At 36.7% G+C, this 23,966-nt stretch carries 22 protein-coding genes and 2 rRNA genes; 14 read left to right on the top strand and 10 right to left on the bottom strand.

The window, feature by feature from the left end; translation table 11 throughout:
• Positions 1-37: 37 nt before the first annotated feature.
• The 4 genes from BM179_RS05955 to lon all read left to right on the top strand — a co-directional run bounded on the left by BM179_RS05955 (position 38) and on the right by lon (position 6,068).
• Positions 38-1,189: a 1-deoxy-D-xylulose-5-phosphate reductoisomerase gene (locus BM179_RS05955; protein WP_092013762.1), complete on the top strand. Its 1,152-nt coding sequence runs from the start codon at positions 38-40 to the stop codon at positions 1,187-1,189.
• A gap of 73 nt (positions 1,190-1,262) precedes the next feature.
• Positions 1,263-2,654: an RIP metalloprotease RseP gene (gene rseP, locus BM179_RS05950; RefSeq protein WP_092013759.1), complete on the top strand. Its 1,392-nt coding sequence runs from the start codon at positions 1,263-1,265 to the stop codon at positions 2,652-2,654.
• A gap of 158 nt (positions 2,655-2,812) precedes the next feature.
• The gene (locus tag BM179_RS05945) at positions 2,813-3,307 is read left to right on the top strand and encodes a DUF6702 family protein (protein ID WP_229632906.1); all 495 of its coding nucleotides are present in this window, start codon (positions 2,813-2,815) and stop codon (positions 3,305-3,307) included.
• 274 nt (positions 3,308-3,581) lie between these two features.
• Positions 3,582-6,068, top strand: coding sequence for an endopeptidase La (gene lon, locus BM179_RS05940; protein WP_177219313.1), 2,487 nt, complete (start codon positions 3,582-3,584; stop codon positions 6,066-6,068).
• 79 nt (positions 6,069-6,147) lie between these two features.
• Here the strand turns inward: lon and BM179_RS05935 are convergent, their stop codons facing one another.
• Positions 6,148-7,137 carry a porin family protein gene (locus BM179_RS05935; protein WP_092013753.1) on the bottom strand — a complete coding sequence of 330 codons (990 nt, stop codon included), beginning with the start codon at positions 7,135-7,137 and terminating at the stop codon, positions 6,148-6,150.
• Positions 7,138-7,535: 398 nt separating this feature from the next.
• On the opposite strand from BM179_RS05935, the gene BM179_RS05930 reads away from it, so the two are divergent.
• The 4 genes from BM179_RS05930 (at position 7,536) to BM179_RS05915 (ending at position 11,003) form a co-directional block, all read left to right on the top strand.
• Positions 7,536-8,033: a hypothetical protein gene (locus tag BM179_RS05930; RefSeq protein WP_143095160.1), complete on the top strand. Its 498-nt coding sequence runs from the start codon at positions 7,536-7,538 to the stop codon at positions 8,031-8,033.
• Between the two features lie 247 nt (positions 8,034-8,280).
• A complete protein-coding gene (locus BM179_RS05925; protein WP_092013747.1) occupies positions 8,281-9,114 on the top strand; it encodes an alpha/beta hydrolase in 834 nt (277 codons plus the stop codon).
• A 51-nt stretch (positions 9,115-9,165) separates the two neighbouring features.
• Positions 9,166-10,386: an alpha-amylase family glycosyl hydrolase gene (locus BM179_RS05920; RefSeq protein ID WP_092013744.1), complete on the top strand. Its 1,221-nt coding sequence runs from the start codon at positions 9,166-9,168 to the stop codon at positions 10,384-10,386.
• A complete protein-coding gene (locus BM179_RS05915; RefSeq protein ID WP_092013742.1) occupies positions 10,383-11,003 on the top strand; it encodes an alpha-amylase family protein in 621 nt (206 codons plus the stop codon). The genes BM179_RS05920 and BM179_RS05915 overlap by 4 nt, the downstream gene beginning before the upstream one ends.
• A 38-nt stretch (positions 11,004-11,041) precedes the next feature.
• On the opposite strand, the gene BM179_RS05910 is transcribed toward BM179_RS05915, so the two are convergent.
• The 4 genes from BM179_RS05910 to uxuA all read right to left on the bottom strand — a co-directional run bounded on the left by BM179_RS05910 (position 11,042) and on the right by uxuA (position 15,545).
• The gene (locus tag BM179_RS05910) at positions 11,042-12,964 is read right to left on the bottom strand and encodes a RecQ family ATP-dependent DNA helicase (RefSeq protein ID WP_092013739.1); all 1,923 of its coding nucleotides are present in this window, start codon (positions 12,962-12,964) and stop codon (positions 11,042-11,044) included.
• Between the two features lie 184 nt (positions 12,965-13,148).
• On the bottom strand, positions 13,149-13,616 hold the full coding sequence (gene rpsG, locus BM179_RS05905; protein ID WP_092013736.1) for a 30S ribosomal protein S7: 468 nt from the start codon (positions 13,614-13,616) through the stop codon (positions 13,149-13,151).
• Positions 13,617-13,755: 139 nt separating this feature from the next.
• On the bottom strand, positions 13,756-14,175 hold the full coding sequence (gene rpsL / locus BM179_RS05900) for a 30S ribosomal protein S12 (RefSeq protein WP_092013733.1): 420 nt from the start codon (positions 14,173-14,175) through the stop codon (positions 13,756-13,758).
• A gap of 173 nt (positions 14,176-14,348) precedes the next feature.
• Entirely contained in the window at positions 14,349-15,545 is a 1,197-nt protein-coding gene (gene uxuA / locus BM179_RS05895) for a mannonate dehydratase (protein WP_092013730.1), read from the bottom strand.
• 191 nt (positions 15,546-15,736) lie between these two features.
• On the opposite strand from uxuA, the gene BM179_RS05890 reads away from it, so the two are divergent.
• From BM179_RS05890 to BM179_RS05875, 4 genes are all read left to right on the top strand, one after another.
• Entirely contained in the window at positions 15,737-17,065 is a 1,329-nt protein-coding gene (locus tag BM179_RS05890; RefSeq protein ID WP_092013727.1) for an AAA family ATPase, read from the top strand.
• Between the two features lie 43 nt (positions 17,066-17,108).
• Positions 17,109-18,122 carry a 5-methylcytosine restriction system specificity protein McrC gene (locus BM179_RS05885; RefSeq protein WP_092013724.1) on the top strand — a complete coding sequence of 338 codons (1,014 nt, stop codon included), beginning with the start codon at positions 17,109-17,111 and terminating at the stop codon, positions 18,120-18,122.
• A 77-nt stretch (positions 18,123-18,199) separates the two neighbouring features.
• Positions 18,200-18,676 carry a cytidine deaminase gene (locus BM179_RS05880; RefSeq protein WP_092013721.1) on the top strand — a complete coding sequence of 159 codons (477 nt, stop codon included), beginning with the start codon at positions 18,200-18,202 and terminating at the stop codon, positions 18,674-18,676.
• A gap of 45 nt (positions 18,677-18,721) precedes the next feature.
• Positions 18,722-19,393, top strand: coding sequence for a TVP38/TMEM64 family protein (locus BM179_RS05875; protein ID WP_092013718.1), 672 nt, complete (start codon positions 18,722-18,724; stop codon positions 19,391-19,393).
• Here BM179_RS05875 and BM179_RS05870 read toward each other — a convergent pair whose 3' ends face one another.
• From BM179_RS05870 to BM179_RS05860, 3 genes are read right to left on the bottom strand one after another with little or no spacing between them, the layout of a single operon-like run.
• Complete coding sequence (locus tag BM179_RS05870; protein WP_092013716.1) at positions 19,394-20,179, bottom strand: alpha/beta hydrolase; 786 nt, start codon at positions 20,177-20,179, stop codon at positions 19,394-19,396.
• Positions 20,170-21,141 carry a phytanoyl-CoA dioxygenase family protein gene (locus tag BM179_RS05865; RefSeq protein WP_374754570.1) on the bottom strand — a complete coding sequence of 324 codons (972 nt, stop codon included), beginning with the start codon at positions 21,139-21,141 and terminating at the stop codon, positions 20,170-20,172. Before BM179_RS05865 ends, BM179_RS05870 begins: the two co-directional genes overlap by 10 nt.
• A gap of 22 nt (positions 21,142-21,163) precedes the next feature.
• Complete coding sequence (locus BM179_RS05860; protein WP_092013713.1) at positions 21,164-21,598, bottom strand: Dabb family protein; 435 nt, start codon at positions 21,596-21,598, stop codon at positions 21,164-21,166.
• A 166-nt stretch (positions 21,599-21,764) separates the two neighbouring features.
• Here BM179_RS05860 and BM179_RS05855 point away from each other — a divergent pair, with 166 nt between their 5' ends.
• Together BM179_RS05855 and BM179_RS05850 are read left to right on the top strand one after the other, a co-directional pair.
• On the top strand, positions 21,765-22,784 hold the full coding sequence (locus tag BM179_RS05855; protein ID WP_092013711.1) for a hypothetical protein: 1,020 nt from the start codon (positions 21,765-21,767) through the stop codon (positions 22,782-22,784).
• Positions 22,785-22,878: 94 nt separating this feature from the next.
• On the top strand, positions 22,879-23,463 hold the full coding sequence (locus tag BM179_RS05850) for an NAD(P)H-dependent oxidoreductase (protein WP_092013709.1): 585 nt from the start codon (positions 22,879-22,881) through the stop codon (positions 23,461-23,463).
• 186 nt (positions 23,464-23,649) lie between these two features.
• Here the strand turns inward: BM179_RS05850 and rrf are convergent.
• A 5S ribosomal RNA gene (rrf, locus tag BM179_RS05845) occupies positions 23,650-23,761 on the bottom strand.
• Positions 23,762-23,868: 107 nt separating this feature from the next.
• Positions 23,869-23,966 (bottom strand): 23S ribosomal RNA (locus BM179_RS05840); the annotation flags it as partial.

The raw sequence follows: 23,966 nt of genomic DNA, 5'->3' as shown, positions 1-23,966 counted from the left end.
TAAGAAGCTTTTATGGCTTTCTGCCATTTAGTTATATATGCAAAAACGAAGAATCGCCATTTTAGGCTCAACGGGTTCAATCGGAACACAAACCCTGGAAGTCATTAAAGCCAACCCTCAACATTTTGAAGTTGAAGTACTGACCGCTCAGAATAATGCAGCATTACTGATTGAACAAAGTATTGAATTTAAGCCCAATTGCGTTGTAATTGCTAATGAAAGTCTGTACGATAAGGTTTTTACGGCACTTGACGGTCACGGGATAAAGGTTTATACCGGAACAGCTGCACTTTCAGCGGTAGTTCAAATGGAAACCATTGACATCGTTCTGACCGCATTAGTCGGCTATGTTGGCCTTTTGCCAACTATTAAAGCTATTGAAGCTGGCAAACACATTGCACTGGCGAACAAAGAAACCCTGGTTGTAGCCGGAGAACTGATTACAAAACTTGCTGCAGAGAAAGGTATCAATATTTTCCCTGTTGACTCAGAGCATTCCGCTATTTTCCAATGTCTTGTCGGGGAATTCCATAATCCGATTGAAAAAATCATACTTACCGCATCAGGAGGTCCTTTTCGTGGAAAAAAATACCATGAGCTTACGAATATAAGTAAGTCACAAGCATTGAAACATCCCAACTGGGTCATGGGTGCTAAAATCACCATAGATTCTGCCAGTTTGATGAACAAAGGACTTGAGGTGATTGAAGCAAAATGGTTATTTTCATTAAAACCGGAGCAAATTGAGGTAATTGTACATCCTCAGTCTATAGTTCATTCATTGGTACAGTTTGAAGATGGCTCCATTAAAGCACAAATGGGTCTGCCTGACATGAAATTACCGATTCAGTTTGCAATTGGTTTTCCCAACAGACTAAAATCGGATTTTCCACGTTTTGACTTCACAAAATATCCCAATCTCACATTTGAACAACCAGATACAGAAACATTTCGTAACTTGCAACTGGCTTTTGAAGCAATGACTAAAGGAGGGAATTCACCTTGTGTTCTGAACGCTGCTAATGAAGTAGCAGTAGCTGCTTTTTTAGAAGATAAAATAGGCTTTTTGCAAATGTCTGATCTGATAGAAACTTGTCTTTCAAAAATTCCGTTTATTAATCACCCGGGATTAGATGATTACATTAAAACAGACGAGGAGACCAGAAAATTAGCATATACATTAATATAACAATCAAAGTAAAAGGTTTGTGTATTTTTAATTCAACCGACAATCTCTGAAACACACAACCGAAAAAAAACGAATGGAAGGATTAGTAATGGCAGGACAGCTAATTTTGGGGCTGTCAATTTTAGTGACCCTGCATGAATTTGGTCACTATATCACAGCAAAGTGGTTTAAGATGCGTGTGGATAAATTCTATCTCTTCTTTGACTTCCTTTTTCCTGTACCAACTTTATTAAATTTCTCTTTATTTAAAAAGAAGATAGGTGAAACAGAATATGGTGTGGGTTGGTTTCCTTTAGGTGGTTATGTATCTATTGCCGGGATGATTGACGAAACTCAGGATTCCTCAACACTTGCCAAAGAACCAGAACCCTGGGAATTCAGAGCCAAGCCAGCATGGCAGAGACTTATTGTAATGCTTGGCGGAGTAATTATCAATGTAATTACGGGTATTATTATTTTTGTTGCAATTACTTACAACAACGGGAATAACTATATATCAAGAGAAGAAGTAAACAAAAACGGGATTGTTTCGTATAAATTAGGCCAGTACATTGGCCTGAAAACAGGGGATAAAATCCTGAAAATCAACGGTAAAGATTTTAAGAAATTCAGCGATGTAGGCAGTTCAGATATTATTCTGGGAGAAAACAGCTACTATACGATTGACAGAAACGGACAAATTTTAAATATAAAAGTTCCAACTGATTTCTTCGAAAAGCTTTCAGATAAAAATGCTGAATTTATAGAACCAATCAGACCGTTTAAAGTCAGAGAAGTAGCCGCGCCCAAAACGCCTTCGATGCTTGATAAACTTTTCGGAGCGAAGAAAGAAGAATTACTTCCGGCTATGGCCGCAGGTTTACAGGCTGATGACAAAATCATAAGTCTTAACAAGACGCCAATTCATTTCTACCATGAATTGAGAGATATTCTTGAAAAAAATGCTGGCAAAGCTGTTAAATTAGGCATTGAGAGACAAGGCAAAATTGATACACTTAGCCTGACGGTATCTCCTGATGGAAAAATCGGGTTTATTCCTGAATTTTTAATTAAACAAACTCATGAAGATTATTCATTCGGACAAGCTTTAAGTATTGGTACATCCAGTGCATTCGGTGTAATCGGCGATAATATTAAAGGGTTTAAAAAAATCTTTAAAGGTGAAGTTGCACCAACTAAAGCCTTAAGCGGTCCGATAGGTATTGCAAGACTTTTTGGTGGCATTTGGGATTGGGGTCGTTTTTGGTTCTTAACAGGGTTACTCTCAATGGCCTTGGCATTTATGAACTTACTTCCGATTCCGGCACTGGATGGGGGTCATGCAATCTTTTTATTGTATGAAATGATATCCGGTAAAGCGCCATCTGAAGTAGTACTGGAAAGAGCTCAGCAAGTTGGTATGATTATCTTACTCGCTTTAATGGCCTTTACCTTTGGAAACGATTTATTTAAGGTCATTTTTTAGGAAAAGGTTTCGGATATAACAATTGAGTATTCATTCATCGTATATTGATAAAGATTATTCGTTTGCTTATTAAAACATTACGTTAAGAAATCGCCAATATGGAAATACAGATTCCAGCTATTAATTATTCTTTTTCAAAACCTCATATGTCTTCACCTATGAGGTTTTTCATTTTGCTTTGTCTATTGATTTTAGGCTCTTTTATCTTTTTTTCCTTTAAAAAACATGCTTTTCATACCAGTCTTACTGAAATGAATTATAATGCCAGGGAAAAAAACATTGAGATAAGCATAAGGATTTTCACGGATGATCTTGAAAAAGTTTTATCACTTGAAAATGGAAATCAGAAGTTTATCATCGAAAATAATGACAAAAATGATGGTTTTGTGGAAAAATATATCCGAAAGCATTTTAATCTGATCAATTCAAAAAATCAAAAGAAACCATATAACTATATTGGAAAAGAAGAGTCAAAGGATGCTACATGGATTTATTTGGAAATGCCTGTAAATGAATCTGTTTCAGGATCAAAAATTCAGAATGATGTGTTAATGGATATATTTGAAGATCAGGTCAATATTATAAATTTATCCTGGCAGGGCGACAAAAAATCATTCATTTTTAACCAGAAAAAGAAAATACAGGATATTTAATTTTCCCTCCGGAATACTAATTTTCTTCAATTATTTCTAAAATTTATAAAAAGTCTGACAATATGTCTACTGGCATAAGATTTGACCGTATAATAATTAAGTTTGAATAGAAGATTACTAATCTGTAAATTTATTATCATTCTGTCAGTTTGACATACATTTTGATTTAAGGACTCGTCGGCACGGGTTCCTCATAATTTGATTTGATACGAACCACTAACTCTTCAATCAAAATTGTCAGTCTCGACTGAGAACTCAATAGCATTTGACAATTATGAGCTATAACAATATTTTAAGTAAACTTAAACTTTCTGAAATAACTGATTTCGATGGAATAGAACTTATTCCTTTAGGAAGCGATGGCCTGGAAGATGATGAAAAATTCAACAATCTTTCTGATGAATTACCTATTCTTCCTATCAGAAATATTGTTCTTTTTCCGGGAATGGTTATTCCAATTACTGTTGGAAGACAGAAATCCGTGCGTCTTGTTAAGAAAGCATATAAAGGGAACCGGACAATCGGCGTTTTAGTACAGGCTAATCAGAACAGAGAGGAGCCTACTACAGAAGATTTATATAAAATCGGAACGGTTGCCAATATCCTGAAAATGATTGTATTACCTGGCGGGAATATTACGATTATCGTTCAGGGGCGTAAACGTTTTGAGGTATTGGATTTCCTTAAAACTGAACCAAATTTCCTGGCGAAAGTAAAATACATTGATGATACATTCCCGAAAAAACTAAACCGGGAAAATAAAGCGCTTGTCGCCTCTCTGAAAGAATCGGCCATCAAAATATTGAATCTGAATCCTGAAATTCCACGAGAAGCTCAGATTGCTCTTGACAATATTGATTCTCCAACCTTTCTTACTCACTTCTTATCCTCAAATATTACTGCGGAATTAGCTGAAAAACAGCAATTACTGGAAACACTTGATGGAATAGAACAGGCCCAGAAATTGCTGGAGCATATGATGAACGATATTCAATTGCTAGAATTGAAACGTGAGATTCAGAGTAAAGCAAGTAGTGATATAGACCAGCAGCAGCGTGATTATTATCTCAGACAGCAAATCAAGGTTTTACAGGAAGAGCTTGGCGTTGACAGTCCTGAACAGGAATTAGATAATATCAGAGCCAAAGGGGCAAAAAAGAAATGGAATAAAGAAGTAAATGACTACTTCCAGAAAGAATTAGGTAAACTCCAAAGAACAAATTCTATGTCTGCGGAATACCCGATGCTGATGAACTATGTCGAGCTTCTGGTTGATTTGCCCTGGAATGAATATACAAAGGACAACTTTGATCTTAAAAAAGCCCAAAAAATTCTTGATGCTGAGCACTTTGGTTTAGAGAAAGTCAAAGAAAGAATTATCGAATATCTTGCGGTTTTGAAGATGAAAGGCAATATGAAAGCACCGATTCTTTGTCTTTACGGCCCTCCGGGTGTTGGGAAAACCTCTCTGGGGAAATCCATCGCCAAGTCGCTGGGAAGAAAATATGTAAGAATGGCGTTGGGAGGTTTACACGACGAGTCTGAAATTCGTGGACACCGTAAGACCTATATCGGAGCAATGCCTGGCAAAATTGTTCAGAACATTAAAAAAGCAGGTTCTTCCAATCCTGTCTTTATTCTCGATGAAATCGATAAAGTTTCTTCAGACCACCGTGGAGATCCCTCTTCTGCTCTTTTAGAAGTATTGGATCCGGAGCAAAACAGTACTTTTATGGACAATTACCTTGAAGTGGAATACGACCTTTCAAAAGTAATGTTTATTGCTACCGCCAATTCTCTTGATTCTATTCATCCCGCTTTAAGAGATAGAATGGAAATTATCGATATCAGCGGTTATACCATTGAAGAGAAGGTTCAGATTGCCAAAAAACACCTTATCCCCAAACAAAAAGAAGAACATGGGCTGGAAAACAAATCTCTTACTGTTACGGACTCAGCGATTCAGAAAATTGTAGAAGGTTATACCAGAGAATCAGGTGTGAGAAAGCTTGAGCAGGAAGTCGGCAAACTTATCAGGAAAATCACCAAATCCATTGCTATGGAAGAGGAATATCCTAAATCTGTTAAACCAGAGGATATTTTAAAGCTGCTTGGCTCTGAAATTTTTGATAAAGACCTTTATGAATCAAATGAAACAGCCGGGGTTGTTACAGGTTTGGCCTGGACACCAGTAGGCGGAGATATTCTGTTCATAGAAACACTTCTGACGAAAGGTAAAGGAGGATTAACACTTTCAGGTCAATTAGGCGATGTAATGAAAGAATCGGCCATGGCAGCCTTAAGTTATCTTAGAGCACATTCCGATGATTATGGTATTGACTACAGAATTTTTGACAACTATAATATTCATATTCATGTTCCGGCAGGTGCCGTACCTAAAGACGGGCCTTCTGCCGGAGTAACTATGACAACCTCAATTGCGTCTGCATTGACTCAAAGACAAGTAAAAAATAAATTGGCGATGACAGGAGAGATTACTCTGAGAGGGAAGGTTTTACCAGTTGGAGGAATAAAAGAAAAAATTCTGGCAGCTAAGCGCGCAGGTATCAGAGAAATTATTCTTTGTAACAAAAACAAAAAGGATATTGATGAAATTACACCATCATATATCTCTGATCTGAAATTCCATTATGTTGATATGGTTGATGAAGTGCTGGAAATTGCCTTATTAAAAGAAAAAGTCAGGAAACCGGTGAAATTTGTTTTCCCGGAAGATACAAAAGAAGTCGCTCTTAACTAGAGCGACTTCTTTTATGCGATAATCTGATTGTACTTACCGGCTTTAAAGGGATTTGTTTTATTGTTCAACTCGTCATACGCTATATTTTGAATCCCAGTGAAACCCTCAGGATATTGTTTTTCTGACTGTCATTCTTAAAATAGTTAGTCAAGCCCCACTCGTGTGTCACATCTAGTGTAATGAATCCAAATTCCAGACCAATTCCAGCATTCACACCATAAGTCCATTCATTAAGGTTTTCTTTTCTTAAATTAGTATTACTGTTGTTATCTACCGCTAAAAGATAATTAGCCACACCACCGCCTTTTATATTAAACTTAAAAAAACCGCTGTCTCCTCTCGTCAAGTATATCCCAACCATCAACGGGACCTTAAGGCTTTGTACCCTTGGGCCATCCGTCAAACGCGCATTATTAAGACTGTCTTTGTTAGAAACCTGCGTTGAAGAGTTGAAGTAATGAATACCGGGCTGAATAAAAAAACGTTGCGTTCTAATTCTGACATCTACACCAGCGTTAAAGCCTGTTCTACCCGTATAGTTACCATCCTTAAAATCTATGTTAAAATCAGAAGCATGTAACCCTATTATTGGTATTATCCAAGTTCCTGATTTTCGCCTGTTTATCTCTCCAAATCGCTCTTTAAACGTGAGCGTTTTTCCATTCCCTACACTTGCAGACTTATTTTTATAATCATCCGGTAAGGTTTGTCTCCGGTACTTCTCTCTCAGCCACTCTTGATATTCTTTGTCCTCGGCAAACACCGTAACCGGAGGGTTTACCGGAGCTAAGGCAGGAGCAGGCACAGCCTTGGAAGCTTCAGAGGGAATGATGATATTGTTAATAATAATCGTAGGCTGTCCGGTCTGTTGAGGAAAACTTTTATAGGTTGCCTCTACCACCTTCTGCGTCATCTCCTGAACGGATGACTGCTTCTGATTAATAGTATCAATCATAACCGTGTTCTGTACCCTTTGGAAAGTTTCTTTCCCCTTTTCTGTTTTTTGAGCCCATCCGGTAGTTTCTCCTACACCGCCTAACAATATTAAAATATACGCCACTTTTTTCATAGGTAAAAAGATATTGTGTTTGATTAATGATATTATGACCGCACTTTGTACATTAAAGTCACCTATGTCAACTTTAATTGCTACATCCTATATTTGATTATTTAATTTCTTAAATAATCAACATTTCAAAAATAGAACTTATAAGATGCTCATTCAAAGCTCCTTATTTCCAAATTTGATCTGTCGTATTGCCATAAAATCAAGTTCTGAATACCTCGTTGGTTACGAGACTAACGAACATATGGGTAATGCTTTCCTAGTCTTCAACCATTTTTTTATTCCCTTCTGACTAAAAAGATATACAGAATTCAAGACCTTTAAATTTTTTGGTTTTTTGATGAATATTCGAAATAAATTTGCAATTTTCCATTGAAAAATCTTCATATGTTCAAGATAAAATGAAAAAAACGGCATTTGGAATCTTTTTAAGCCTTGTTTTTAGTTCAGCATTCGCCCAGGACAAGCTAAAAGTGTTAACGGACCAAAGAGCAATCTTATATCAGAATTATAAAGAAGCCAAAAGTCAGTCTAATGGACTTTTTGGAGGTAAGACTTCTAAAGACATGGAATCTGAAATTATGATTCTGGAAGAAATCATTAAAAAAGACAACGAAATTCTTGATGAGCAAGCCAATTTACACAGTCAGGAAAACTCACATAATACCGACAAATACAATGATCTGATTCAGCAAAATAATGATTTAACTGAAAAAAACCGGGAACTACAGGAGCTATCAGAAAGACATAAGGGTTGGTCAAAGGAAAATCACAAAATGCTTGAAGATACTGAACAGCAGGAGGCACTATTATTTGGTATCATCGGAATTTTAGGAATATTAGCCTTAATTTTCATCTTAAAATTTTATAGTCTGAAAGCGAAAGTCAAAACGCTTTAGCTTTTCCTTACCCTATTTCTTAAAACTAAAATATCTGTTTCAAAGGATAAATATTCTGCCATATAGTCTAACTCAGGCTTTAAATAAAACGCTGCAATTCTTTACCGCAATAATTTCGATTCTTACTCGTGATAAGAATGTAATTATTTCTTTTACCCGAAATCGTCTTATCTAACCATAAGCCTTTTATTCTATTCTCCGGGTACAACACAAAACTTCAGTAATCTTCATCAGGAAATATTAAAAAATGAAAACCTTCAAGTCAAAATACATAGGGGAAAGAAATATAGACATTTGGGTACCGTCAGATTACAGTACAGCAAAGAAATATGAGGTATTATACATGCATGACGGACAAATGCTTTATGACAGCACCACAACCTGGAACAAACAAGCATGGGATATAGATGATGTCGCCTCTGCATTGATGAAAGAAGGTAAACTAAGAGATTTCATTGTGGTGGGTATCTGGAACGGAGGTAAAACACGCCATTCTGATTACTTTCCTCAGAAACCTTTTGAATCACTTTCCGAAAAACAACAGGAATTAATTTCCAGACAACTTCAGGATGCCGGAAAAATCACTGCTCCATTTTATCCTGACTCTGATAATTATCTGAAATTTTTAGTTTACGAAGTAAAGCCATTTGTTGATCAGAACTTTTCTGTTTTTCCGGAGAAAAGCTGCACCTTCGTGGCAGGAAGCAGTATGGGGGGATTAATTTCTCTTTATGCCATCTGTGAGTATCCTGATATTTTTGAAGGGGCAGCCTGCCTTTCAACACATTGGCCCGGGACTTATTCGGTGCAAAACAACCCTATTCCCGGGGCATTCTTTAATTTCATGAATAATTCTCTTCCTGATCCTGAAACACACAGAATCTATTTTGATTACGGTGATCAAACACTCGATGCTTTATATCCTCCTTTACAAAAGGAAGCTGATGAAATAATGAAAAAAAGAGGGTTTTCAGCTAAAAACTGGGAAACTTTGTTTTTCCCGGGGGATGATCACAGCGAAAAGTCATGGAATAAACGCCTGCATTTTCCTTTGGAGTTTCTGCTTGGAAAGAATGGTTAAAAATATTTCTGTTGCTCTTATTTTTCTGATTACCCATTTTTATTAAAACATATGAAAAAACTATACTTTATTTCCCTTCTCTTTCTTTTAAGTCATTACGGGTTTTCGCAACAATCTACACCCTTCTCTGAACCTCCGCTATGGGCCAAAAAGGCTATCTGGTATCAAATTTTCGTGGAACGTTTTAACAATGGAGATAAAGGAAATGACCCTTCCCCTTCAACCATGGATGTTGCACAGCTTAATTCGTTTACTCCTGAAGGATGGTCAATTACTCCCTGGACCCATAATTGGTATCAGCAGGAGAATTGGGCACTAAATACCGGAAAATCCTGGAATGAAACCAGTCAGTTCAGAAGATTCGGAGGTGATCTGCAAGGTGTTATCAACAAATTGGATTACCTGCAAAACCTTGGAATTACGGCCATTTTTATCAATCCGCTAAATGATGCTCCCTCTCTGCATAAATATGATGCCAGAAACTACCATCACATTGATGTAAACTTTGGGCCGGATCCGACTGGTGACCGTAAGATTATTGCTTCTGAGAATCCTGTTGATCCGACATCCTGGAAATGGACTTCAGCTGATAAATTATTCCTGAAACTGGTTAAAGAACTACATAAAAGAAATATAAAAATTATCCTTGATTATTCATGGAATCACACAGGAACACTTTTCTGGGCATGGCAGGATATTATAAAAAACCAGGAAAAATCGGCATTTAAAGATTGGTACGCTATCAAATCATTTGATAATCCTCAAACGCCGCAAAATGAATTTTCTTATGACGGTTGGTGGGGAATCCCAGGTATGCCGGAATTGAAGAAGACAAATATAAGTACAGAACGTAAAGCCGGGCATCCATATGAAGGAGATATTAATTCAGCGGCCAAACAACATATTTTCGATGTAACCCAAAGATGGCTCGCTCCTAACGGAAATGTCAGTGAAGGCGTTGATGGCTACCGACTGGACGTGGCAGATCAGATAGGCCTCGGATTCTGGAGAGATTTCAGGAAAAAAGTCCGTTCTGTACAGCCGGAGGCATACCTCATCGGAGAAATATGGTGGGAAGAATGGCCTGATAAACTGATGGATCCTGTGCCATATACAAGTGGTGATGTTTTTGATGCAGTTATGTTTTATCAGGTATATCGCCCTGCCCGCTATTTCTTCGCTAAAAATAACTATGAAATAAATGCCAAACAGTTAAAAGACAGCTTATTACTTCAATGGAATCGTCTAATGCCTGAAAACCGTTATCGATGATGAATGTTTCATCTTCTCATGATACTCCAAGGCTGTTAACGGATTTTTTTAATCCTAATAAATACAAATTTAAAGCCAGTCCGAATGATGATCCTTTGTATAAGACCGGTAAGCCTGATCAAGAAACTTATCAACGGCTAAAATTATACCTGGTACATTTATTTACCAGTATAGGAGCTCCGCAAATCTGGAATGGAGAAGAAATGGGAATGTGGGGTGCTGACGATCCGCATCCAAGAAAACCTCTTTGGTGGAAAGGATTAAACTTCGAACCAGAAACAAGAAATAATGTTCAGCCTGGTACTAAAATGTTTGATCCTGTGGGATTTAACCAAAATCAGTTTGACTGGTATCAAAAATTAATCAAAATCCGTACAAATAACCCGGTGCTTTCTACCGGTGATATTGAATTTATAATAACAGATGGTAAAAAATTAGCCTATAAGCGTGCGGATCAAAGGAACGAGATTCTCGTAATTTTTAACCTTGAATCAACAACTGAAGTATTTAACCTTCCGGAAAAATCTAAATATTCAAATTTACTTAATAATGACAAAAACATTGCCCGAAAGGTTATAATTCCACCTTTATCATCAGTTATTCTAAAGAAAATGTAGTTGGAAGAAATCCCTTCTGCTCTGTTTTTAATGGATTTTTAGCCATTTTTAACAATATTTCCTTCTCTGTCATATTTAATAAGATCTATTGCAAGCATTTTACGAATGACTTCAATGAAATAAGACTGACTTGAAGGCTGCATTATTTTTATCAGCAACTCGAGACTCATGGCGCCATTTTCCAATAGTTGTAAAATCTTATTCTGGTCTGCCTCTGTTTCCTGTTGCTGATAATTTTGCTGATTTTCCTGTCTTTTTTTGGCAAGACAATTATCACAGATGCCACATTCATTATCGGTGATCTCATCAAAATATTCCAGCAGGATTTGTGTCCGGCATCTCATATTATGCTGCATATAGTAAACAACCGCCCTTGCTTTCTCTACATCTCTTTCCTTTCTCTGACTTATTTCCTGAAAGTTTAACGGTAGAACTTTAGCATCAAAACGTTGGGTAAGAAAAGTCAGCTGAGGCCTGTCTTTTTGTTTCTCATATACAACAATGTTCAACTTTTCCATCTGCAAAAGCATCGTTTCTACCTCAATTAACGGAGCGGAAAAGTTCTTTGCAATAGTCTGTTCCGAAATAGTGAGATAATTTGTAAACAGTTCTCCTCCATAGACTCTCAGAATTAACTTAATAAAAGAATCAAAACGAGGATTACGTAGCTGAAAATCATACAACTGACGATTATCAACCGCAAACATTAGCCTTGACGGGCTATAAAAAGCATCCGAAAGCTGAACGAACCCTTCATTTTCCAGCATTTTTAAGGCAAAAAAGGTATCATTTGGCGGAAGATTAAACTTTCGCTGAAAATCAACCAAATCAAAATCAAAACTATTAAAACTTTCACTTCCTACAGCCAACTGAAAGTAGTTACCCAAAGCTTCATAAACCTTCTTTATCAATTCAAAATCAGGATAAGCTTTCAATACGTTCTTCTCTAATCCTTCAAGATCGGACTGATTAAACAAGGCAACTGCATATGCTTTTTCTCTGTCTCGTCCCGCACGTCCGGCTTCCTGATAATATGCTTCCAGAGAGTCCGGCAGATCTAAGTGGATTACACTTCTTACATCAGGTTTATCAATTCCCATCCCGAAAGCATTGGTTGCGACCATCACTCTAAATGAATTTCTGATCCATTTCTCCTGTCGTTCTATCCTTTCTTTGGGTAATAATCCGGCGTGATAGAAAGTTGATGATACCCCATGCCTATGAAGCCATTCCGAAATTTCCTGTGTTTTACGACGATTTCGAACATACACAACACTCGCTCCAGGTACATTCTGAAGAATTTTCAGGAGACGGCGCTCCTTATCTTCCTCTTTAAATGCAGAATAGGATAAATTTTCTCGGCTGAAACTCTGTTGAAAAACCTGAGCATCCAACATCATTAATTTATCCAGAATATCTTCTTTTACTAATCTGGTTGCAGTAGCCGTAAGGGCAATCAAAGGCGTCTTTGGTGTGATTGTCTCCCGAAATTCGGCAATTTTGAGATACGGTGGCCTAAAATCATATCCCCATTGAGAAATACAATGGGCTTCATCTATGGCCAAAAGGCATATTTTCATCTGTTTTGCTCTTTCCAGAAACAAATTGGTTTGCAGTCGTTCAGGAGAAATATATAGAAATTTTATATCACCGTAGATGCAATTATCCAAGGCTATATCAATCTGATTTTTATGCATTCCTGAAAAAATAGCGACGGCTGGGATTCCCATTTTCTTCAATTGTGCCACCTGATCCTGCATTAAAGCTATCAGTGGAGAAATAACAATGCATATTCCTTGCATCGCCAAGGCCGGTACCTGAAAACAGAGCGATTTTCCCCCACCGGTAGGCATCAGGGCTAATGTGTCTTTTTGCTGCAAAACAGAGTCTATGATATCTTCCTGTAATGGACGAAAAGCATCATATCCCCAATATGTTTTAAGTAGTTGGTGTATGTTCATTTGAAATGTATAAATTAAAATAACCAGACTTCCTTTTAATAAAATTAGATTATATCACTTTTTATTCTTTAAAAATACAATAAAAGCTGTCAGCAATTGCTATTCTGCAAAAGCATTAAACAAAAGAGGGACAAACCTTTCGGCTTGTCCCTCTTTCTGTGTGTATCTCTTGTTAAAAACCTGATTAAAATCTGAAGTGAGAGAATGCTTTGTTTGCTTCTGCCATTCTGTGGGTATCGTCCTTTTTCTTAACGGCAGCACCTTCGCCTTTTGCAGCAGAGATGATTTCGTTAGCTAAACGGTCGATCATAGTTTTATCTCCACGCTTACGAGCATAAAGAATCAACCATTTCATACCTACAGAAACTTTACGGTCAGCACGTACTTCGGTAGGAACCTGGAAAGTTGCTCCACCCACACGGCGACTTTTTACTTCAACAGATGGCATAACGTTATTCAACGCTTTTCTCCACATTTCCAAACCACTTTCTTTGGTTCTGTCTTCTACTTTCGCCAAAGCGCCATAGAAAATTGAGAATGCTGTTGACTTTTTACCGTCATACATCAGGTTGTTAACAAATTTCGTTACCATGACATCCTTAAATTTAGGGTCAGGCAAAACGTATCTCTTTTTTGGTTTTGACTTTCTCATCGAATTGTTAAGTTTTTTAAATGATTAGCCCTAGCTTCTGCCCTTAACGATGCATACTGGACCGATTTTTACATGAACTGATTGATTCTGAGCCTAATCGAATGCTATCTCAAAACAATAATTCAATAGTTAAGAAAAATTACTTCTTCTTACCTCCCTTGCCTTTAGCAGCAACTGGAGCTTGTCCTGGTTTAGGACGTTTTGTTCCGTATTTAGAACGAGACTGTAAACGACCGTTTACACCTGCAGTATCTAAAGCACCACGAATGATGTGGTAACGAACACCTGGTAAATCTTTAACACGACCACCACGAATCAATACGATTGAGTGTTCTTGCAAGTTGTGTCCTTCACCTGGGATGTAAGCGTTAACTTCCTTACCATTAGTCAAACGTACACGAGCAACTTTACGCATTGCTGAGTTTGGTTTCTTTGGTGTGGTTGTATAAACCCTCGTACATACACCACGGCGTTGTGGACAAGAGTCAAGAGCGGGAGACTTTGACTTCCAAGTCATTTGAGTTCTACCCTTCCGAACTAATTGTTGTATAGTTGGCATTTTGTTGAAAAATTATTGAGATACACTTGCCTGAAAATGAGCTGGTTTCAATACAATGAACCTGTAAATAACAAATCTGAACCTGTTATTCAAAAACCCAGAGATTGCACTTGCCTCATAATCAGGGGTGCAAAATTACGCAAAGTATCTGATATACAAAAGGTTTAGTTTGATTATTTTCCCTCTAAACTCCTGATTATTCCCAGCTCCAATCCTCTTAATTCCGCCAAACCTCTCAATCTGCCGATTGCTGTATAACCAGGGTTTGTTTTTTTATCAGGGTTCAGATCATCCAACATCCTGTGTCCATGGTCCGGACGGAAAGGTAATCTGTAATCAGCTCTTCCTTCTGATTGTCTTTTTTGCTGCTCTAAAACCAATTCTTTCATAACAGCATACATATCAACATCGCCGTCCAAATGGTCTGCTTCATAGAAATTGCCATTTTCATCACGCTTTGTTGCTCTTAAATGAACAAAATTAATCCGGCTTCCCAGGCGACTTACCATTCCAGCCAGATCATTGTCTTCTCTTACACCGTAACTGCCTGTACAAAAACACAAGCCATTATTAGGGCTTTCATATGCTTTCAACAATTGTACGGCATCTGCCTCAGTACTTACGACTCTTGGCAGACCCAAAATTGCATAAGGAGGATCATCCGGATGAATTGCCAGATTAATTCCTGCCTCTTCTGCCACGGGGACGATTTCCCTCAAAAATTCATATAAATTTTCTCTGAGTTGACTATCTCCTATCTCATCGTAGGTATTCAAAACCTTTTGAAACTCTTCAAGTGTAAAGCTTTCCTCACTTCCCGGGAGTCCGGCGATAATATTTTTCGTCAATCGTTCAATGTCAGATGTCTTGGCTCCTGAAAACCATTTTTCAGCTTTTTCAATCTGTTCTTTGGTATAACCTTTTTCAGCATTTGGCCTTTTCAGAATAAAAAGTTCAAAAGCCGCAAATTCGGTCGCATCAAAGCGCAGAGCTTTAGAGCCATCCGGAAGAAGAAAGTCCAGATCTGTTCGGGTCCAGTCTAATACCGGCATAAAATTGTAGCAAACGGTATCTATTCCACAAAATCCCAGATTTCGAAGGGACTCTTTATAATTATCAATATATTTCTTAAAATCCCCCGAACGGGTCTTAATATTCTCGTGAATCGGCACACTTTCTATCACAGAAAGAGTCAGTCCTGCCGCTTCTATTTCATCAATTCTTTTCTGAATTTCTTCAACACTCCAGACTACACCATTAGGAATATGGTGCAACGCTGTTACTATTCCGGTAGCTCCTGCTTGTCGGATATCTGAAAGTTTCACAGGGTCTTTCGGCCCAAACCATCTCCATGTCTGTTCTAAAGGCATTTTTTCTAACGTATTAAAATGATTATCTTCAACATAACTTCTTGCTGACTAAAGATAGTTGTATCAGGTTTTTACTCGATTTCAATAAGGCAAATTTATTTTCAATTACTGTTTCTGAGGTATTTGGCACAATTTTATGAATAACGATGCTTCCTGAACATGTATATTTGCTTTAAATTGTATTTAAATCTATGTCTCAAAACTACAGACAATACTGGTGGCTAAGCACTAATAGCAAAATTTTATCGCTTGACTCGATTAAAGCCGGTCAAATACAGGCGATGTCTGCGGTAAATCAATTTGGGAACAAAAGACAAGTTTATAAAAACTTCGGGCAGGTCCAAAAAGGAGATTTCGTCATCGGCTATGAATCAACTCCTATCAAACAGGTAAAAGCAATTTTTGAAATCACAGAACCACTTCATACAGATCCACTCTATGGGGAGATTATTACATTAAAGTTATTGGAAAAACTAATTGTTCCCATTCCAAAAGATGAATTAAAAGACAATCTATATTTCAAGTCTCCGAGTGTTCTTAAAAACAATTCAAATGGGTTGTTTGAAATCACGGAAGATGAATTTGAAGTTATTCAGGCAATTGCTGATGAACAAAAAGAAAGATTCCTTTCAGAAGATATTCTGATTTCTTATGAAAAAGAAGATGCCTTACAGGATTTATTTATAGGCCGGGAGGATTTTGAAGAAATTATTGAAGTTTTACAATACAAGAAAAACATCATTTTGCAGGGGCCTCCGGGAGTTGGCAAAACTTTCATCGCAAAACGCCTTGCATATACCCTAATCGGAACGAAGGATGATTCCAGAATAAAAATGATTCAATTTCATCAATCTTATTCCTATGAGGATTTTATTCAGGGATTACGTCCTGACGGAGAAGGAGGTTTCAAGCTAAAAAACGGGGTTTTCTACGAATTTTGTAAAACCGCCAGCCGAAATGCTGGAGAGGATTATTTTTTCATTATTGATGAAATTAATCGTGGTAACCTAAGTAAAATTTTCGGGGAATTATTAATGCTGATTGAGTCTGATAAACGAGGCAGAGCAAATGAAATGCCGCTGACTTATTCAGAAAAGGAATCTGAAGAGTTCTTTGTTCCGGAAAATCTATACATCATCGGCACTATGAATACGGCAGACCGCTCACTGGCTATTATAGATTATGCATTGAGAAGAAGATTTGCTTTTATTAGCATCCAACCAATGTTCAACGATAGATTTGTTAATTTCCTTAGTAAAAAAGGGGTTGAGAAGGAATTTGCTCAACAAATTTCTGATGTGATTTTAACACTTAATGAGACTATTACTTCTGATCCTAATTTATCAAAAGGTTTCCAGATCGGCCATAGCTATTTTTCAAACCCTAAAACTGAAAATATCCGGCATTGGTATAAAAAAATCATCGAACTGGAAATTGCTCCTTTACTGGAAGAATATTGGTTTGACAATTACGATAAAGCCAGACTGGAAACTGATAAATTACTTGAAATTATCCTATAAACTACCTTTATAATTCAATGAGTCCTAATTTTGAATTATTAATATGCAAATACCGATTGAAAACATATACTTTTTACTCGCTTATGCCTGGGATAAACTTAAGGAAGCTGAATTCGTAAATGTTTCAGCGGACAATAAAACCAATGTTCTTCAGCTATTAACTTATACTTTCTTAAATGGCAGCAAAAGGCTCTGTAAAAAAGGACTGATAAGAGACTATATTTCCCAAAATGATCTGTATAATGGTATTAAAGGTAAATTCGACTTAACTAATACCTTAAAATCGAATGCTCTGGGAAAGGGTGCCGCAATATGTCATTTTGATGAACTCTCCGGCAATATACTTCCAAATCAGCTGATAAAAAGCACTTTAGTTCAAATACAAAAGATAAAAATTATACCATCTCTCAATAAAGAAATTTCACAGGTATTGATCCATTTTTCTGAGGTTGATTATATTCCGGTTTCTTCCCATTTATTCTCAAAAGCGAGATCGGGATATAATGACCCTTTTTATGCTTTTTTGCTCAATATTTGTGAATTGCTTCATGAAAACCTTCAGATAGAATCAAAATCAGGCAAATATCTTTTCAGAGATTTTACAAAGGATGAAAGGCAAATGGCTAAACTCTTTGAGGCATTTGTGAGAAATTTCTACAAAATTGAGCTGCGGGATTTTATTGTAAAAAGAGAAGATTTGCATTGGCAATTGAAAAGCTCTTTAGAAAACGTAAAGTTCCTTCCTAAAATGCAAACGGATATTACCCTGATAAATGGTAACAGAAAGGTAATTATTGACACAAAGTTTTATAAGGAAACACTTCAGAAAAATTTCAATACCCAAAAAATACATTCTGAAAATTTATTCCAGCTCTTCACTTACCTGAAAAACCAGAATAACCCCACATGCGAAGGAATTCTTCTATACCCAACCGTAGAGCATTCTTTGAGTTTATCGTATTATTATAATTCTCATCAGATCAGAATTGAGACGATAAACTTAAATCAGCCGTGGCAGAAAATCCACGAAGACCTTCTTTCCATGATTCTTAAATAATTTTAGCATAGAATTAAACTTTTTTCATTCATTATTCGTTTTTAGATTCCCCATTTTAATGAACCTAACGAGAATGTATGAAAAATTTAACTTTGCAAATTACCTTGGATCAGTATCAAAACGAGGAAGAATTAACAGATATTGATCGTAATTTACTGAATCAGGCCAGATTAGCCACTTATAAATCTTATGCTCCTTATTCCAATTTTCATGTTGGAGCTGCTATTTTATTAGATGACGGAACGATTGTTTCAGGAAATAATCAGGAGAATGCTGCATTTCCATCCGGTCTTTGTGCAGAAAGGTCAGCTATTTTCTGGACGGGCGCCAATTATCCAGAAAAAAAGATTAAATCTATAGCTGTCGTTGCAAGACCTGGCGGAAGTGATTTATTCAGAGGTGTTTCACCCTGCGGAGCCTGTCGCCAGTCTATATTGGAATATGAAACCCGTCAGAAAAGCCCTATTCGCTTAATTTTGGTTGGTTCTGATCATTCTATTCTCATAACTCATTCAATCGGAGATTTGCTGCCTTTAAAATTTGAGGAGTTTTAATCGTAAAGTACCTTTTTAAAATCAGAATTGTACATTTGTACTATAATGATACAATTTCTCAGAAATAATTCTTTTTCTATTATCTATATCTTCTTTTTAGGGATTATGCCTTTGCTGGTTAGTTCCTCAATAAGTTATTGGATTATTGGCCATGAATCTGTTGTTAGAAATCTATCGTTCCATCAGTGGATTCTAATTTACGCTATTGCCTGTATTACTATGGCTTTTGCCATGACGCCTACCACATTTGTAGCATTGTTAAGTGGTTATTTTCTGGGATTGGCTTCTGTTTTTCCGGTCGCAGCTGCCTCATGGCTGGCTTCATGGCTTGGTTTTACCATTGCGAAGCTTCTTGATGGCGGAAAATTTCTTGATATGATTTCGCAGAAACCTAAGGTCATGACGATTCTCCGGAACCTTCGGAAAGATGAATTTAAAATTATTCTTTTGGCCAGACTTTCTCCTGTTTTACCTTTTTCTGTTACGAACGTCGTGTTTTCTTTCTCCGGGACGAAACTGAAAAATTTCCTTACAGCAGGCTTTTTAGGAATGATTCCAAGAACATGCCTGGCAATATGGGCGGGGTCTCAGGCAGAAGAGGTAAAAAAGCTCATAGAAAACCCTAATGAAGGCAATCTCACTAAATTTTTATTAGTTAGTCTGGTTGGAATCTCACTTTTCGGAATAACGTATTTTATCAGGAAAGCAATCAAATAATCATTTCACTTTCTCATTCCATTCTTTTGCTACCTTTTCCATCAATTTTGTATGGCCCGCATCAAAAATGATGATCTTTTTGACTTTTAATTTTTTAAACAAGGGATCTATTGATTTTTTAGGCAATACCGTATCGAATTTGCCCATGCAGAATATGATTTTAAGCTTTTCTTTATTGATTATTTTCGCAAGATCCTGCAAATTAAACCTCAAACTTCTGAATGAGATCCATGAGTCATAGATCAGTTTCCGTTTCTTATCATTATCCAGCATTTTTTGTGAAAACCTGACAACACTTTTATTTACAAATCCTAATGACACCAAAAATTTTGCTAAAACCTCAAATGGTACGGGATTGAAAACAACCCATTTAAACACTTTCCTAGTAAATATATTCCTGGTTGCCAGTCGATAAATCCAGCTTTCAGATATGCCATCTGGAGCGACAAGGTAAACTGTATTTATTTTTTTATGAAATACTTCTGTAAGAGTAAGCACAAACCTTCCTCCAATACTATAGCCCATCAGTGAGAACTTTTCAATTTGATGACTTTCGAGAAATTTCTCGAAAAATGCTGCTATTTGTTTCTTGGGAATAGGCTGATTATCAGTATTCTGAAATTCAGACTTCCCGTGAAAAGGTAAATCAAAGGCATAAATTGTAAACTTGTCCTTATGTAAATTACCAAAATCTGAAAAACAGGAAGAATCCTGCCCGATTCCGTGGAAGCTGAGCAGGATATTTTTACCTTTTCCAAATTTCTGATAATTCAGTTTCAATCCCATTTCCTCAAACCTAACAATTTTTCTCCTAATTCAGTTAATTCTGCTCTGGGATATTTTGTCTGTTCCCAATTTCTAGGATCCCCGGGAAAAGCATAACCTTCAGGGGCAATTCTATCTCGCCAGGACATAATTCTCCATTCTTTTAAAGATTCATTTTCTTCCAAAGCAGGGGACATCGATATATATTGAGCCAGACGTGGTTTCTTTGCATTATTAGGCCTTATTCCATGTGGTTGCATACTATTCCAGATAAGTAAATCTCCGGCCTTACAAACAATCTTTTTCGGCGTAAAACCCGTTGTGTCAGGTCGGAAAGGATTTCTGTCAGAAGGCTGTGTTTTAACCCATTCATCAAAGTTGCGATACAATTCAGGAACGCATTGAAATCCGCCCATATCCTCTTCGGTATCAACCAAAGCCAAAACACCTTGTAAGTTAACCGGTTTAGGATTAAGTGACGTATCGATATCCCAATGTATAAAACCCTTAAACTCAAAATCAGGACGAACCGGAAAATTAAGATTTGCCCGATCAATGGTTACCCACAAGTTTTCAACGCCCCATAAATCAACAAATGCATCGTAAACTCTGGGATATTGCCGGTTGGCCCACATGAAAGGATGGTTATATATTTCCACCATTCCGCTATTCGCCAGTTCAGTCATACGAATTTCTCTGCGGGCTTGTGTGTACCAGGTTTCGGGGTTTTCCGGATCTTTTTCTTCAAATTCCCAGAGCAGATCAGCTGTTCTTTTTATAAATTCTTCCGGAATCGCATTTTTAATAATAATGTACCCGTTAGTCTGCCAAAAATCCCAGTCTTCTTCGGATAAAACCCTTAAAGGCCTACCATTTGAACGATCATTTAATTTTGCGGCGAATCTTGCAACACTTGCATTTCCCGGAATTTCTTTTTCATCGAGAAGTTTCGCATTGGTCTGAAACATTGTTTCCATATTCATTCTGAGTTTTAAGTTTTCTCATTTATTCAATCTGGATAGAATCATATACGACAACTTTTGACCAAAGATGCTTATGGTCATCAATAAATTTTTTATGCAATGGGTGAACGAGGTATTTTTCTTCGTCCTTTTTACTACCAAAAATCAGCATTACTGAAAAAGAGTAGGATGCATCCGTTACAGGTTTATCGAAATCATTAACCGATGCAGAACCAATATGTGCACCCTTTATTTCCTTAATGGCCCCCAAAGCTTTTAATCCTGCCAAAAGCTGGTCTGACTCTTTTTTGTTTTTAGGATTTTTTAACCAAAAGAAAACATGATGAACAAATGGGATACTTTTGTGGTCATTCCCATGTGCCTCAGTTTCTGCAGAGGTTAAGCCTGTTAAAATTGCTCCGCCTGCCATTGCAGTAGCTGAACTTTCTAAAAAATTACGTCTGGATGATTTTTCCATGATTTTTAAGAGAATAGATTTGTTAAATTTGTGAACGATAAAACACTTTTTTCTACAAAAATATCTCTTAATAGCACAATTTTAGCAGGTAACTGACCTGAACTCAAAATATAAGTCTGTTCAAGTCCAAAATTGTCTGAGTAAGTCTATAAATCAATCTGAAATTATGTCATTTCCAATACCAAATACTTCTTATAACCTTTCTAAAATTGGTTATGGATTCTATTTGATTTCTATTGTCAGAGAGCTGATAGGAAAGGATTTTCCTACAGAAACAGATATTAAAAGGCTATTAATCAAAAAAGGGAGGTCAGAAGAGGAATTGCAGTCAGCCCGGCAGCTTTCCAGATATTGTGATACCAGAAGTACATTTTTAAAGGATGCCCGGGAGGAAACCCTGGAAAAAGTCGCGAAAATCATCAATGCAGAAATTCAGGACTTTGGGCTTTTTAGAAAAAAGGTATCTCCTGGTCTTAAAAGCTACAAAGATCTGGAAGTATATCTGAAAATGGCCGAAAACTACCTGATAGGATTAAAAGGATTGTCAAATGCTTCAGACGGGCTACTTTTCGGGAAATTATTTCATTTGAAGAAAAATGGAAAAGCTATAATTAATCTGATAAGCTATAATTTCGGAGAAAAAGACACGAATTTACCAGCAACTCATTTTGCAGCAAACAGCGATACCAGGACAGAAAGTCTGTTGAAACAACTTTTTACGTTTTATGGGTTTCATTTACCGGAATCCACTTCAGGTATTAATATTTCCGATAACCCTGAAATTCAGACCTACATTGGTATCGGATATTTTAACAATGAAATCTCAGAATGGGTAAATCGTCAGAAATCATTTAATGACTTAATCGAAATTGATAAAATAAATGCCTGTTTCAGATATTATGAGGACTCAAAACCTGTTGAATTAAGAGCAAACCGGGAATCCAATGAAGACTATGCTCTAATTTCCCGTTTTATTATTAATCCAAATAAATGTGTTTTTTTGATTGGTGGAATTGAAGGATATGGTACAGAAAAAATAGGGGAATTCTTTAAAAATAACTGGAAGAAAGTTTATCACCTGATAGAAGGATATCCTGATCATAAGATTGTGAATCTTATTTTTAAAATTTCAGGAGTTAATGGAACTGAAATTACATTAATTGCTATTCAGAAATATAAGGAATAAGGCTCTTTCTTTTTGAGGGCTGAATAATTAGTATTTATTTTAATATTTTTAGGACTGAAAACGAATTATTTATCAGAATCTTTAATCATAACTTATGCACATTGCAATAATAGCAACATCTCCCAGAAAAGACAGTAATTCTCTGAGATTTGCGAAGTATATTGAGAAAGCATTAAATGCAAACGATCAAACAAAAATCTCAATTGTTGATTTTCATGATTATGACATTCCAAGTGTTGGAAGAGGAATTATAGACAAAAATAACCTCAGTGCATTTCAGAATACTTTGATTCAGAGTTGGGATCAGGCGGATTTAATTTTCCTGGTTATGCCGGAATACAACTGGACTGTTAGTGGAGATTTAATTAATGCACTCCATCAGTTAGGTTCACGGGATTTTATGCATTTGTTTAATAACAAAGTTTTTGCACTTGCCGGAGTTTCTTCAGGGCGCGGTGGCAGAACCCCTTGTCTGGAAATGACTACTGTGATCAATAAAATTATCAATTTCACCAGTCAGTTTTCGATTGTGTCCCCAAGGATTTATGAATCCCATGAAACCCATAAGAATCTTGATGAAACTGCAGAATCTACCGGGAATGGCATTTATGAAAAGACGGTAAAAGATTTCGTAGAATACTCATTAAAGGTCGCCGAGCGTTGGAATATCCTTGCTTAGTTATCTGAAGGACTAATATCTGAGCCAGTTTCTTTATTAGAAATTGGCTTTTTTATGAGCCTTTTTCTCAGGTAGAAGATAAAAACAGGGGATCAGCGGGCTAATGGCTAGTTTACATGGAATGTATCTGGTATAAAAACAAATAAGCCTTGATAACAGTGTTGTTACCAAGGCTTGTTAATAATAATTTGGCACTTACTTACTTTCCCGCATTTGACTGCAGTATCATCAGCGGAACTGGGCTTAACTACTCTGTTCGAGATGGGAAGAGGTGAACACCAGTCCTATCGGTGCCATAAAGTCTTTCAGGTTTATTTTTTATCAACCTCATACTTAATGACTCTAAGGTTCTTTCTCTTGATATATTGTGAAAAATAGTAAACAATCTCCTAAGTAAAATTAAAAAAACAGGAAGCTTTCGGGTAATTAGTACTACTCGACTTTGACATTTCTGCCTTTACATCTGTAGCCTATCAACGTCGTCGTCTACAACGTCCCTCATG

Origin of the sequence: Pseudarcicella hirudinis (assembly GCF_900115665.1) — a bacterium.
Classification (GTDB): domain Bacteria; phylum Bacteroidota; class Bacteroidia; order Cytophagales; family Spirosomataceae; genus Pseudarcicella; species Pseudarcicella hirudinis.
Note: the sequence above shows the minus strand (reverse complement) of the source record. Positions and strands in the feature narration are given on the sequence as shown.